This window comes from Cryocola sp. 340MFSha3.1 (genome assembly GCF_000383315.1).
In the GTDB taxonomy this organism is placed as follows: domain Bacteria; phylum Actinomycetota; class Actinomycetes; order Actinomycetales; family Microbacteriaceae; genus Leifsonia.
The window spans coordinates 149,930-163,639 of the sequence record NZ_KB911087.1 but is presented as its reverse complement, the minus strand read 5'-3'; the positions used below and the strand labels follow the sequence as shown (position 1 = coordinate 163,639).

Sequence of the window (13,710 nt, the reverse complement as noted above, 5' to 3'; positions counted from 1 at the left end):
TCACTAGAATCGAGAGCATGGCAGGCCGGATTCGACAGAGCGACATCGAAGAGGTCAAAGCCCGCACCAACATCGGCGACATCGTCGGCGACTACGTCAGCCTCAAGACCGGCGGCGTCGGAGCGCTCAAGGGCCTCTGCCCGTTCCACGACGAGAAGAGCCCCAGCTTCTACGTGCGCCCCGGCGTCGGCCGCTACCACTGCTTCGGCTGCGGCGAGGGCGGCGACGTCTACGAGTTCCTGCTCAAGATGGACCACGTCTCCTTCACCGACGCGGTCGAGCGGCTCGCCGCGCGCATCGGCTACCAGCTCCACTATGAGGAGGGCGGTGGCGGTCCCTCCGAGAGCTCCGGCAACCGCGCCCGCCTGCTCGCGGCCAACGCCGCGGCGGAGGAGTTCTTCCGCGACCGCCTGTCCGCTCCCGATGCCGACCCCGGGCGCCGGTTCCTGGGCGAACGCGGCTTCGACGCCGCGGCCGCAGCGCACTTCGGCGTCGGGTTCGCCCCGAAGAGCTGGGACGAGCTGACCAAGCACCTGCGCGGCAAGGGCTTCAGCCAGGAGGAGCTGCTCGCCGCCGGGCTCGTCTCGCAGGGCGACCGCGGCGTCTACGACCGCTTCCGCGGCCGGCTGATCTGGCCCATCCGCGACGTCACCGGCCAGACCATCGGCTTCGGCGCGCGCCGCCTGCTCGACGACGACAAGGGCCCGAAGTACCTCAACACCCCCGAGACGCCCGTGTACAAGAAGGCGCAGGTGCTCTACGGGCTGGATCTGGCCAAGCGCGACATCTCCCGGCAGGACCAGGTCGTCGTGGTCGAGGGCTACACGGACGTCATGGCGTGCCACCTCGCCGGGATCACGACCGCCGTCGCCACCTGCGGCACCTCGTTCGGCGTCGACCACATCAAGGTGATCCGCCGGGTGATGGGCGACGACAACAGCCAGGGTTCGGTGATCTTCACATTCGACCCGGATGCGGCCGGCCAGAAGGCGGCGTCCCGCGCGTTCGGCGAGGAGCAGCGGTTCTCCGCGCAGACCTACGTCGCGGTCGGACCGGACGGCCTCGACCCGTGCGATCTGCGGCTGGCCCAGGGGGATGTGGCGGTGCGCCGAATGATCGACGCACGCAAGCCAATGTTCGAGTTCATGATCCGCCGGACCGTCGAGCGGTTCGACCTCGACTCGGTCGAGGGCCGGGCGGCGGCCCTGCGCGCGGGAGCCCCCATCGTCGCCACGATCCGCGACCCCGCGTCGCAGAACGGCTACACCCGCGAGCTCGCGCGGCTCTCCGGCGCCGACCTGCAGGATGCGATCCGCGCCGTCCGCGCCGCCCAGCGGGGCTCCGGCTCACGGGAGGGCTCGCGCGACGACGGCCGCACCCGCTCGTACCCGGGCGGCGACGGCCAATCCGGCTCCGCCGAGCAGCCGCGTCCCCTCGCACAGGCCGACCTCGCCGACCCGACGCAGCGCACCGAGCGCGAGAGCCTCATGGTGCTGTTGCAGCTCCCCGGCGAGGTGGGTCAGGAGCGGGCCGCGCGCGCCGTGCAGGTCCCGTTCGTCAACCCGACTCACGCCGTGGTCCGCGACGCGATCGCCAGCCAACTGGCAACGCTGCAACAGCCCGGCTGGGTGGATCGCGTGCTCGCCGAGGTCCCGCAGGCGTACGCGCCGACGGTCAACGCTCTGGCGGTGGCGGAACTCCCGCAGGGCGGCGATCCCGGGCGGTACGCGCGGTCGATCGTCGACGGACTGATCGACCGCGACCTGCTCCGCGAGAAGGCGGAACTCACTTCACGCCTCGGCCGCACGGAGGACCCGGAGCTGCGTCGCCAGATCTCGCTCGCCATGGTCGCGATCGAGAGCGAACGGCGCCGCCTGCGCGGCGAATAGCACGCCGGAAGCGCCGCCTGTGGAATCCGCAGACGAATGCCTGCAGATGCGCTCTTTTGTTGCGTCCGTGTAAAGATCGCGCCCGGATCCGCATCCGAATGCAGGAAGAACGAGCATTCCGTGCTAGGAAAGTTCTCACGCGAACGGCGATCCCGCACGCCCGTGACGACGCCGCTTGCGCATCCCACACCAGGAAGAGGTAATCGGATATGACATCCGCACACAACGGCGGACGGCGCCTGCTCGCCGTATCCGCCGCGTTCGCGGCCGCGGCACTGGTGCTCGCCGGCTGCTCCGGGAACAACAACGGCTCGGGCGGCGGCGGCGGTGGCGCCATCACCGTCGGCACCACCGACAAGATCACGTCGATCGACCCCGCCGGCTCGTACGACAACGGCTCGTTCGCCGTCATGAACCAGGTCTACCCGTTCCTTCTGAACACCCCGTACGGCAGCCCGGATGTCAAGCCGGACATCGCCGAGAGCGCCGACTTCACCTCGCCGACCGAGTACACGGTCAAGCTCAAGCCGGGACTGAAGTTCGCCAACGGACACGACCTCACCTCGTCGGACGTCAAGTTCACGTTCGACCGCCAGATCAAGATCAACGACCCCAACGGCCCGGCATCGCTGCTGGCCAACCTGGACAGCGTCTCCGCGCCGGACAAGACCACGGTCGTCTTCAAGCTCAAGGTGCCGAACGACCAGACCTTCCCGCAGGTGCTCTCCAGCCCCGCCGGTCCGATCGTGGATGAGCAGGTCTTCTCGGCCGACAAGGTCACGCCCGACAACACCATCGTCAAGGGCCACCCGTTCGCCGGTCAGTACGACATCACGAGCTACGACTTCAACAACCTGATCGCCTACAAGGCGTACCCGGGATACAAGGGTCTGCTCGGAAAGCCCGCGACCGACAAGGTCAACGTCAAGTACTACGCCGAGTCGTCGAACCTGAAGCTCGACATCCAGAAGGCAGCGATCGACGTCGCCTTCCGCAGCCTCTCGGCCACGGACGTCGCGAGCCTCGAGAACAACGACAAGGTCAAGGTCGTCAAGGGCCCGGGTGGCGAGACCCGCTACATCGTGTTCAACTTCAACACCCAGCCGTACGGCGCGACCACGCCGGAGGCCGACGCGAAGAAGGCCCTCGCCGTGCGTCAGGCGGCGGCCGACCTCGTCGACCGCTCGGCGATCGCCGACCAGGTCTACAAGGGCACCTACACCCCGCTGTACTCGTTCGTCCCGGACGGCCTGACCGGCGCCACCACGGTGCTGAAGGAGCTGTACGGCGACGGCAACGGCGGCCCCAGCCTCGACAAGGCCAAGCAGGCCCTCCAGGCGGCCGGCGTCTCCACCCCGGTCTCGCTGAACCTCCAGTACAACCCGGACCACTACGGCCCGTCCTCCGGTGACGAGTACGCGCTGGTCAAGGAGCAGCTGGAGAACGGCGGCCTGTTCAAGGTCAACCTGCAGTCGACCGAGTGGGTGCAGTACTCGAAGGACCGCACGAAGGACGTCTACCCGGCGTACCAGCTCGGCTGGTTCCCGGACTACTCGGACGCCGACAACTACCTGTCGCCGTTCTTCATCAAGGACAACTTCCTCGCGAACCACTACGACAACCCGGAGGTCCAGGACCTCATCGCGAAGCAGGCGGGCACGACCGACAAGGCCGAGCGCACCAAGCTGATCGAGGAGATCCAGGCCAAGGTCGGGGCGGACCTCAGCACGCTTCCGCTGCTGCAGGGCTCGCAGATCGCGGTCGTCGCGAAGGGTGTCTCGGGCGCCGACAAGACGCTCGACCCGTCCTTCAAGTTCCGCTACGCGGCACTCTCGAAGTAATCCGGCCCTGAGCCACCAGCTCTGAGCCGAACCGGGGGGTGGCTCGCTCACGCAGCGAGCCGCCCCCTTTCCACGAACCACCACGATTGGCTTCCATGACAGCGACTGTCAGCGCCCCGGCGGCCGGGACCGCCCCCGGGCCGGACCGAACGAAGGCGAAGCGACGATCCGGAGGCGGCCTCGGCCGCTACATCCTCGTCCGCGCCCTTCTCATCATCCCGACCATCTTCATCCTGGTCACCGTCGTCTTCTTCCTGATGCGGTCGACCGGAGACCCGATCACCGCGGCCCTCGGCGGGAAGCTGCCTCCGGCGCAGCTCGCCCAGCGCGTGCACGAGGCCGGATACGACCGGCCGATCATCGTCCAGTACCTCGAGTACCTGGGCCAGCTGCTGCGCGGCGACTTCGGGACGACGTTCACCGACAACCAGCCGGTCACGCAGGTGCTGCTGACGTACGGCGCCGCGACGCTGGAGCTGGCGTTCTACGCGCTCATCGTCGCGTTCATCGTCGGCATCCCGCTCGGCCTGATCGCCGCCTACTTCCGTGACAAGGCCCCGGATGCGGGCTTGCGGATCATGGCGATCCTCTTCTACGCCACCCCGGTCTTCTTCGTCGGCCTCGTTCTGAAGCTCATCTTCTCCATCTGGCTGGGCTGGCTCCCGGTCGCCGGACGCGCGTCGACGAGCTCCGAACTGGAGATGCAGACGCTCGACAACAAGACAGGCATCTACCTGATCGACGCGTTCCAGACCGGCGACCCGGCCGTGGTCGGTGACGTGCTGATGCACGCCATCCTGCCGGGGCTCGCCCTCGGTCTGCTGACCGCCGGCATCTTCCTCCGGCTGGTCCGCACCAACGTGATCGGGACGCTGTCCACCGACTACGTCGACGCGGCACGATCGCGTGGTGTCGGCGAATCGCGGCTGCTGCGCAAGCACGCCTACCGTCCGGCGCTCATCCCGATCATCACCGTCATCGGCCTGCAGATCGCCCTGCTCCTCGGCGGTGCCGTGCTGACGGAGTCGACGTTCGAGTGGAAGGGCCTCGGCTTCCAGCTCGTCCACTACCTGCAGGCGCGCGACTTCGTGGCCGTGCAGGGCATGGTCGTGCTGCTCGCCGTCATCGTGACCCTCACCAACTTCGTGGTCGACGTCATCGCGGCCCTCATCGACCCGAGAGTGAGGTACTGAGATGTCGACCGCATCGCTGACCTCCCGCAAGCGTTCCCTCTGGGACCGCCTGCCCGTCGTCCACCAGCTCCGCCAGAGCGTCGGCCTGCAGCGCGGGATGCTCGTGGTGGGCCTCGTGCTCACCGCCCTGTTCATCCTGACCGCGATCTTCGCCGCGGTCATCGCGCCGTACGGCTTCGCGCAGGCGAAGGCCGACGGGAAGTCGTTCGGCGCGCAGCAGCCGCCGAGCGCCGCGCACATCTGGGGCACCACGTCCGGGGGATACGACGTGTTCTCGCGGGTGATCTGGGGAGCGCAGACCGCGATCCTCGTCATCATCATCGCCGTCCTCCTGTCGATCTTCCTCGGTGTGCTGCTCGGACTCGTCTCCGGCTACTTCGGCGGCTGGCTCGACCGCGTGCTCGTCGTCATCTGCGACGCGATCTACGCCTTCCCCTCCCTGCTGCTCGCCATCGTCATGGCCATCGCGATCAGCGGCGGCCAGTCGAGCCTGTGGGGCGGCATCCTGGCGGCGGCGATCTCGATCACCGTCGTCTACATCCCGCAGTACTTCCGCGTGATCCGTTCGGAGGTCGTCCGGATCAAGGCGGAGGCGTACGTCGAGTCGGCGCGGGTCGTCGGCGCGAGCAATAGCCGGATCATGTTCCGGCACGTGCTGCGCAACTCGACCAGGACGCTTCCGCTGATCTTCACCCTGAACTCGTCGGAGGCCATCCTCACGCTCGCCGGCCTCGGCTTCCTCGGCTTCGGCATCGAGCCGACCGCCGCGGCCGAGTGGGGCTACGACCTGAACAAGGCCGTGGATGACGTGACCAGCGGGATCTGGTGGACCTCCATCTACCCGGGTCTCGCCATCGTGCTGGTCGTGCTGGGCATCACCCTGGTGGGCGAGAGCCTTAACGACCTGGCCGACCCGCGTCTGCGCGGCCGCCGCCGTGCGGCTGCGGCGTCCGGCGAGGTCGCCGAGACCTCGGTGGTCCCCGGCGGCACCCTCACTGCCGGACCCGGCGGGGTCGACGGCCTCGAGGGCGGCGAATCGTTCGACGAGCACGGAATCGAGGTGCGTCCATGAGCGACGTCGTACAGATCAAGGACCTCTCGGTCTCCTTCTCCACCGACGCCGGCGCCGTGAAGGCGGTCGACGGAGTGAGCCTCAGCGTCGCCCCCGGCGAGGTGCTCGCCATCGTCGGAGAGTCCGGGTCGGGCAAGACGGTCACCGCCAAGACGATCCTCGGGCTGCTGCCCGAGACGGCGACCGCTTCCGGTGCCGTCATCCTGCGCAGCCGCGACGGCAAGACCGAGGCGGACATCGTCTCCATCGGCAAGAGCAAGCTGCGCGAGGTGCGCGGCACCGACGTCGCCATGGTGTTCCAGGAGCCGTCGACGGCGCTGAACCCGGTCTACCCCGTCGGCTGGCAGATCGCGGAAGGTCTGCGGGCGCACGCGAAGCTGTCGAAGAAGGAGGCGCGCGAGCGCGCCATCGAGATCCTCGGCCGGGTCGGCATCCCGGAGCCCGAGAAGCGGGTCAAGTACTACCCGCACCAGTTCTCCGGCGGCCAGAAGCAGCGCATCGTCATCGCGATGGCGCTCGTGCTGAACCCCGGGCTGATCGTGGCGGACGAGCCGACGACCGCTCTGGATGTGACGGTCCAGGCCGAGATCCTCGACCTGCTGCGGCGCTGCCGCGACGAGTTCGGGGCCGCCATCGTGCTCATCACGCACAACATGGGCGTCGTCGCCGACCTGGCGGACCGCGTCGCGGTCATGTACCAGGGCAAGCTGGTCGAGCAGGCGGATGTGCGGACGCTGTTCTCCTCCCCGCAGGCCGACTACACGCGCAAGCTGCTCGCCGCGGTGCCGAAGATCGGCCAGGGCCTGATCGCCACGCAGGATCGTGCCATCGCCCGGGCCGAGCGCCCGATCGAGGCGCCGGTCGTCCAGGCGCGCGACCTGCGCATCCAGTACCCCGGCCGGCTCGGTCGCCCCGGGTTCGTGGCCGTCGACGGGGTCTCCTTCGAGATCCGTCCGGGCGAGGTGCTCGGCCTGGTCGGCGAGTCCGGCTCGGGCAAGACGACCATCGGGCGGGCCATCGCGGGCCTCAACAAGGTCACCGGCGGGTCGCTCGAAGTGCTCGGGATCGAGATGAACGGCGTCCGCGAGCGGCGGTTCCGCAAGGTGCGGAGCGACATCGGGTTCGTGTTCCAGGATCCGGCGTCGAGCTTCAATCCGCTGCTCACGATCGCCGAGTGCGTTGCCGAACCTCTCGTGGTGCACGGGCGCGCGAGCTCGGCCGCCGAGGCCCGTCGCCGCGTCGACGAGCTGCTCGAGGCGGTTCAGCTGCCGCGCGCCTACGGCGATCGGTACCCGCACGAGCTGTCCGGCGGTCAGCGGCAGCGCGCCAGTCTGGCGCGTGCGCTCGCGCTGGAGCCCAGCCTCCTGATCGCCGACGAGCCGACCTCCGCACTCGACGTGTCGGTGCAGGCGCGCGTGCTGGAGCTGTTCGCCGACCTGCAGAGGGAGTTCGGCTTCGCGTCGCTGTTCATCAGCCACGATCTCGCCGTGGTCGACCTGCTCGCCGACCGGATCGCGGTGCTTCACCGCGGAAAGCTCGTCGAGGAGGGGACAGGCGCCGAGGTGCTCGGCAACCCGCGGGAGGCGTACACCCAGCGGCTTCTCGCCTCCCTGCCCGTCCCGGACCCGGTCGAACAGGCCGACCGGCGCGAGGCGCTGCGGGAGTTGCAGGCGGAGAACGCCTAGGGTCGAAGATGTGAGTTCCGTCCCCGCCATCGTCGTCAGCGACCTGTCCGTCGAATACCCTGCGCGGGGCCCGAGCGCGTCATGCGTGGCCCTGCGCGGGGTGAGTTTCCGCCTCGAGCAGGGCCAGGTGCTCGGCGTGCTGGGCGAGACCGGCTCGGGCAAGAGCACGCTTGCGCAGGTGCTCTCCGGACGGGTCCTCCCTCCGCGTGCGTCCGATCCGGGCCCGCGGATCAGCGGGGGAGAGGCGTCCGTCCTCGGCCACCCGCTGCGGAAGGCGCGCAAGCGCGACCTGGCCGAGGTGACCTTCCACGTCGGCTACCTGCCTCAAGAGGCCGCCGCGACCCTGGAGCCGTCGCTGAGCGTGCAGGACAACGTCACGCTGCCGATCTTCGAGCGCGACGAGCACTACCCGCGGCGGACGGCGGGAGCCCGGGCGGCGACCATGCTCGACACCGTTCACCTGCCGCTGAGCGTGCTCAACAAGTACCCGTACGAGCTGAGCTCGGGACAGCGGCAGCGTGTCGCGCTGGCGCGGGCGCTCGTGCTCGGCCCCACCATCCTCGTCGCCGACGAGCCGACCGCCGGGATCGACGCGACCGTGCGCGACGCGGTGATCGACCTGCTCGGCCAGCTGCGCGGGCATCCCGACTTCTCGGCGGTCGTCGTGAGCCACGACCTGGCCGTGCTGCGCCGGGCGACGGATGTGTCGCTCGTGCTGCAGGGCGGCCGGCCGGTGGGCTACGGGCCGATCGAGGAGGTGCTCGCCGATCCGACGCATCCCTTCGTCGCGGGCCTCGCGCGAGCGCTGAAGCCGCCGGCGCAGCGCACGGAGCGGCGACCCCAGCGCGGGGCGACCCGGCGCGCGGCGGCGGAGAGCACGGCGGCGGAGAGCACGGGAACGGTGGACCAGCACGGAGTGGAGACGCGATGAGCGCAGAGGGAATGGACGAGACCGAGCAGACCGGGGCGCCGTCGCATCACCGGGCCGTGCTGGCCGTCGAGGTGACCGCGCTTCCCGAGGACCAGCGGCCGGAGCCCGGACCGATCGCCGTCCTGCCGCAGCCGTCGCAGCGTTTCGTGGATGCCGTCGAGTCGGCCGGCGGGACGGTCGAGCCGCTCTCCGAGCGCACCCGCGGTGTCGTCTGGCTGTCGAACACGCAGGCGGCGGACTTCCCGGCGGTGCTTCACGCGCATCCCGGCATCGGCTGGGTGCAGCTTCCGTGGGCCGGAGTGGATGCGTTCGCCGACGTCCTCGCGACCGAGGATCGCCCCGGGTTGATCTGGACCAGCGCGAAGGGCGCCTACGCGCAGCCCGTGGCCGAGCACGCCCTGGTGCTGAGCCTCGCGCTGCTGCGGGTGATCCCGAAGCGCGTTCGTGCCCGGTCGTGGGCGACGGAGCAGGAGGGACGGTCGCTGTACGGCCTCGACGTCGTCATCGTCGGCGCCGGCGGCATCGCCCTGGAGCTGATGCGGCTGCTGGAGCCGTTCGGTGTGCGCGTCACCATCGTCCGGCGCACCGCATCACCGGTGGAGGGTGCCGTCCGCACCGTGACCGCCGACCGGCTCAGCGAGGTGCTGCCCTCGGCCGACCTCGTGGTCGTCGCCGCCGCGCTCACCGGTGGAACGCGGCACCTGTTCGGCGCGGACGAGTTCGCGGCGATGAAGGACACCGCGTACCTGGTGAACATCGCGCGCGGCGGACTCGTCGACACGGATGCCCTGCTGGAGGCGCTGCGCTCCGGCACGATCGCGGGCGCGGGCATCGATGTGACGGACCCGGAGCCGCTGCCGGACGGCCATCCCCTCTGGGACGAGCCGAACGTGATCATCACGCCTCACCAGGCGGACACCCCCGAGATGACGGCCCCGCTGCTCGCCGAGCGCATCCGTCTGAACGTCCACGCCTTCCTCGACGACGGCAGGTTCGTGGGGGTGGTCGACCCGTCGGCAGGGTACTGAGGCTGGACGCGCGCGGGATGCACGCCCGATTTCTCCCGTGGCCGCGAACCTTGCTAGAGTAGCTTCGCTGATCAAGCATTCCTCGATAGCTCAATTGGCAGAGCAGCCGGCTGTTAACCGGCAGGTTCTTGGTTCGAGTCCAAGTCGGGGAGCGTTGTGAAACCCCCGGTCTTCTTCGGAAGGCCGGGGGTTTTCGTTGTGCGCCCTTCGGGCCTGCGATTTGCGCCAAATCTCTGTTATGGCGCGCGCAGAACGACGATTTGGCGCAAATCTGCGGCCCGCAGCTACTGCCAGCCGGGCTGCACGAGGCCGGTCTCGTAGGCCAGGACGACGAGGTGGACGCGGTCGCGCGCATCCAGCTTCGTCATGATCCGCGACACGTGCGTCTTCGCGGTGAGCGGGCTGAGGAAGAGCCGTTCGCCGATCTCCGTGTTCGTCAGGCCGTGTGCGACCAGGGTCAGCACCTCGCGTTCGCGCTCGGTGAGGTGCTGCAGCGCTGCCGCATCCGGAGCCGGTCGGAGGCCGCCCGACACGCGCTCGATGAGCCGCCGGGTCACACCGGGGGAGAGCAGCGCGTCGCCGTCGGCCACGACGTGGACAGCGCGGATGAGCTCCACCGGTTCGGTGTCCTTCACCAGGAAGCCGCTGGCGCCGGCGATGATCGCCTGCGCGACGTACTCGTCCAGCTCGAACGTCGTCACGATGACGATACGGGTGCCCGCGAGGGCCGGGTCTCCGACGATCTCGCCGGTCGCCCACAGCCCGTCGCCGTCGGGCATCCGGATGTCCATCAGCACGACGTCGGGATGCGTCTCGCGCACGAGGTCGACTGCCGCGCGGCCGGTCCCGGCCTCCCCGACGATCTCGACGTCGTCCTCCGCCTCCAGGAGAGCACGGAAGCCGGCGCGGACCAGGAGCTGGTCGTCGGCAAGGAGGACGCGGATCACGATGCGGCCCTGCTCGGCGCCGTCCGCGGCGCCGACGACGGGATGCGCGCCTCGACGAGGAGCCCTCCGCCGTCGGCCGGGCGGACATCGAAGCGGCCACCGAGCAGCTCGGCGCGCTCGCGCATCCCGACCATGCCCCGGCCGCCTCGCCCGATGCCCGCGGCGGCGGATTGGGCCGAGGTGCGGCCGTCTCCGCTCGCGGTGGTGGGCAGACCGCGGCCGTCGTCGCGCACGGTCAGCACGTACCAGCCGTCGATCTCGGTGAGGCGGATCGCAACGCTCGACGCCTGTGCGTGCCGGCCGACGTTGGTCAGGGACTCCTGGACGATCCGGTACAGCGCCAGCTGCGCCGCGGCCGACGGGGTCGAGGTCAGGTCGGTTTCGTAGCTGACGCTCAGGCCGGCCTTCTGGTACGTCTCCACGAGGACCGGGATGCGCGTGAGATCGGGTTCGGGGGAGCGAGCGGCCTGTTCCTCGGTACCCCGGAGGAAGCCGAGCACGCCGCGCACCTCTTCCAGTGCCTGGCTGCTGGTGGTCCTGATCGCCTCCAAACTCTCGCGGGCCTTCTCCGGACGGGAGTCGAACAGGTGGAGGCCGACCCCCGCCTGGACGCTGATCTGCGAGAGCGAGTGCGCGAGCACGTCGTGGAGTTCGCGGGCGATGCGGAGGCGCTCGGCCTCCGCCGCCGCCTCCCGCCGCGCCGCAACCTGGCGGGCGACCTCACGGAACCGCTCCCGGCGGTTGCGCAGGGCCTCGCCGACGCCCAGCAGAAGGCAGAGGATGAGCGCGACGATCAGGGGCCGCAGCATGGCGGCCGGCTGCCCGCGCAGCAGGTAGGCGGCGACCGGCGCGGCGATGGCGAATCCGGCGAGCGTCCACCACGCCCACACGCGCGCGCCTCGGACCACCGCGGTGACGACGGCGAAGGCCAGCGGGACGGCGGAGAACGGCGGTCCGCTGGTCACCGCGATGGCCGGGGCGCAGAGCACGGCGACGGCGACGACCGTGGGGCCGGGATGCCGGGGAGATGCGAGAAGGACGAACGAGGAGGCGAAGGCGAGCAGCGAGAAGGCGAGGGTCAGCGGGTCGTGCGACGCATCCCGTGCCGCAATGACGATGAAGGGCAGCTGGATGAGAGCGGCGACGATGACGGCGAACCAGCGAGCGCCGCGCGGGCGTCCGCGTTCGGTCCAGGGCGTTCGCTCCCAGCCGGGCGGCTCGGTGGGGGTGTCTCCGAAGCGCGCGTTCGCTCCCTGATCGAGGGGCGCGTTCCAGGGCATCTCCTCATGCTAGCCAGGGCACCTGGGCGTCACGTCCCCCGGCGGGTGTCTCGGGGCTACTCCCGAGGGAGTATGAGGGCGGCGTGCGGCGAGCTCACGGGTTGTGCTCGGCGTCGAACCCGCCGTCGTCCTGCTGCTGGCCGAACAGGTGGCCGAACGTCGGGCCGCCGAACGCCGTCAGTCCGGCCTCCCGCTCCAGGGACTCCCGGTTCTCCGCCTGATCGTTCTCGTACTCGGTGACCGCGTCATCCGGCTGTTCGTCGTCGGCCTCGTGGCGGCCGTCCTCGTGCTCCATGCGGGCATCGTACGGCCGCATGCCGCCCACGCGACAGTGCGCGCTTCTCGTGCTGGGGTCGCGAATGTGCTCCCCGGGGAGTAGGGCGGAACGCACCCGGGGGCGGATTCGGCGAGGGGGCCCGGCGGCGAGGCTGAGGGTGTCGGTCCGCGAGAGGCGCGGACCACTCACGATTGGACACGCATCATGCTCAGCTCACTGGCCACCGTCGTCGCCGCCGCGCCCTGCGCCGTCGCGTACGGCCCGCCGTTCGTCGGCTGGTGGTGGATCTTCATCCCGATCTTCTGGATCCTCGTCTTCGTCGCAATCTTCGGATTCGCCGGTCGACGTTGGCGTCGCGCTGCCGCAGCACGCGGTGGATACGACGGCTGGGGCCCGAACGGCGGCGTCCGCTCCGCCGAGAAGACGCTCGCGCAGCGGTACGCCAACGGAGACATCGACGAGCAGGAGTACCGGGCGCGCCTGGAGGTGCTGCGCGCGAACCGCGACAGCGCCTGATCGGTTTCTCCACAGGGCGGCCGGACGCGGAGTCATCCACAGCCGCGTCCGGTCCCGTCCGCCCCCGTGTGCGGCCCGGTAGTGTTGACCGGGCCGCACAGCCATGCGGCGGAAGGAGACGGAAGATGGACGTCATGGTGATCGCGGCCGCCGCGCTCGGCCTCGTCGCGCTCGTCTTCCTGGGCCTCTGGCTGTGGGAGCGCAGCCGCCGCATCCGCCTCCGCGACACTCGTCAGGAATCGGAGTGGGATCGAATCGACCGCGAGCTCGATCTCGCCGAGCAGGCCGGACGGTTCCGCATCATCGGCGACCTGGGCGATGTGGCCATCCAGTCGGTCTCGCGGCTCGTCGCGCAGGCCGAGGGCGTGCGGTACTCCGCTGCCGCCGACCCCGCAGCGGCCGCGCGATCGGCCGGCGTGCTCGAAACCTCTGCCCGCGATGCTCTGGCCGACCTCCGCCGGCTGCAGGCAGTCGCCCGAGAGGCGCAGGACGCCTCGTCACCGCAGCCCAGTCTCCACTCGGCACGCGACCTGTTCCGCGTCATGCGCGACGCCGGGCTCGCGGTCACGTTCACCGAGAGCGGGGAGCGCTTCGAACTCCGGCCCGGTGCCGAGCTCGCCGTCTTCCGCATCCTGCAGACGAGCCTGGAGAACGCGCTGAAGCACGGGGGTCCCGGCACGAACGCGGCGGTCGCCTTCGCCTGGACGCCCGAGGGCCTGGCCGTGAGCGTCGAGGACGACGGCATCCGCGCAGCCGCGCGTCGGCTCGGTCTCGACCGCGAGGGCGTCGACCAGGCCACCGCGTACTCGATCGCCGACGACGTCCGGGCGCTCACCGAGCACTACGAGGGAGCGGGCATCATCGAGATGCGCGATCGTGCCGCCCTATTCGGCGGCACCCTGAATGCGCAGACCGTCGCCGGGGTCGGCTTCACCCTGTCTGCGGTGTTCCCCGCACTGCGCCATCACAACGGCATCCACGGGGTCGACCTGCGGCGTTGACCGCAATCCGCCGAAGCAGCAGCGGTCCCAGGGCCGTCGATCGCGGCCGG

General features: G+C 70.1%; 12 protein-coding genes and 1 tRNA gene. 10 read left to right on the top strand and 3 right to left on the bottom strand.

The genetic code is table 11. The features are described 5' to 3' along the window. Positions 1-17 precede the first annotated feature (17 nt). The 8 genes from dnaG (at position 18) to H284_RS0100800 (ending at position 9,791) form a co-directional block, all read left to right on the top strand. Entirely contained in the window at positions 18-1,889 is a 1,872-nt protein-coding gene (dnaG, locus tag H284_RS0100835; protein WP_020074817.1) for a DNA primase, read from the top strand. A 209-nt stretch (positions 1,890-2,098) separates the two neighbouring features. After that, positions 2,099-3,730, top strand: coding sequence for an ABC transporter substrate-binding protein (locus tag H284_RS0100830; protein WP_018190935.1), 1,632 nt, complete (start codon positions 2,099-2,101; stop codon positions 3,728-3,730). Positions 3,731-3,825: 95 nt separating this feature from the next. Then, complete coding sequence (locus tag H284_RS0100825; protein WP_018190936.1) at positions 3,826-4,923, top strand: ABC transporter permease; 1,098 nt, start codon at positions 3,826-3,828, stop codon at positions 4,921-4,923. 1 nt (position 4,924) lies between these two features. Further along, positions 4,925-5,995: an ABC transporter permease gene (locus tag H284_RS0100820; RefSeq protein WP_020074816.1), complete on the top strand. Its 1,071-nt coding sequence runs from the start codon at positions 4,925-4,927 to the stop codon at positions 5,993-5,995. Continuing rightward, entirely contained in the window at positions 5,992-7,680 is a 1,689-nt protein-coding gene (locus H284_RS0100815) for an ABC transporter ATP-binding protein (RefSeq protein WP_020074815.1), read from the top strand. Before H284_RS0100820 ends, H284_RS0100815 begins: the two co-directional genes overlap by 4 nt. Positions 7,681-7,690: 10 nt before the next feature. Next, entirely contained in the window at positions 7,691-8,611 is a 921-nt protein-coding gene (locus H284_RS0100810) for an ATP-binding cassette domain-containing protein (protein ID WP_020074814.1), read from the top strand. An 11-nt stretch (positions 8,612-8,622) separates the two neighbouring features. Then, positions 8,623-9,639: a D-isomer specific 2-hydroxyacid dehydrogenase family protein gene (locus tag H284_RS0100805; protein ID WP_020074813.1), complete on the top strand. Its 1,017-nt coding sequence runs from the start codon at positions 8,623-8,625 to the stop codon at positions 9,637-9,639. A 79-nt stretch (positions 9,640-9,718) separates the two neighbouring features. Then, positions 9,719-9,791, top strand: a tRNA-Asn gene (locus H284_RS0100800). Between the two features lie 132 nt (positions 9,792-9,923). Here the strand turns inward: H284_RS0100800 and H284_RS0100795 are convergent. The 3 genes from H284_RS0100795 to H284_RS0100785 all read right to left on the bottom strand — a co-directional run bounded on the left by H284_RS0100795 (position 9,924) and on the right by H284_RS0100785 (position 12,161). Then, positions 9,924-10,586: a response regulator transcription factor gene (locus H284_RS0100795; protein WP_020074812.1), complete on the bottom strand. Its 663-nt coding sequence runs from the start codon at positions 10,584-10,586 to the stop codon at positions 9,924-9,926. Next, the gene (locus tag H284_RS0100790; protein WP_020074811.1) at positions 10,583-11,866 is read right to left on the bottom strand and encodes a histidine kinase; all 1,284 of its coding nucleotides are present in this window, start codon (positions 11,864-11,866) and stop codon (positions 10,583-10,585) included. The genes H284_RS0100795 and H284_RS0100790 overlap by 4 nt, the downstream gene beginning before the upstream one ends. A 94-nt stretch (positions 11,867-11,960) precedes the next feature. Continuing rightward, positions 11,961-12,161 (bottom strand): hypothetical protein, encoded by a 201-nt coding sequence (locus H284_RS0100785; RefSeq protein ID WP_039731160.1) that lies wholly within the window; start codon positions 12,159-12,161, stop codon positions 11,961-11,963. 186 nt (positions 12,162-12,347) lie between these two features. Here H284_RS0100785 and H284_RS0100780 point away from each other — a divergent pair, with 186 nt between their 5' ends. Both H284_RS0100780 and H284_RS0100775 read left to right on the top strand, forming a co-directional pair. Beyond that, the gene (locus tag H284_RS0100780) at positions 12,348-12,659 is read left to right on the top strand and encodes an SHOCT domain-containing protein (RefSeq protein WP_018190944.1); all 312 of its coding nucleotides are present in this window, start codon (positions 12,348-12,350) and stop codon (positions 12,657-12,659) included. A gap of 125 nt (positions 12,660-12,784) precedes the next feature. Continuing rightward, complete coding sequence (locus H284_RS0100775) at positions 12,785-13,660, top strand: sensor histidine kinase (protein WP_020074809.1); 876 nt, start codon at positions 12,785-12,787, stop codon at positions 13,658-13,660. The last annotated feature ends 50 nt before the right edge of the window (positions 13,661-13,710 follow it).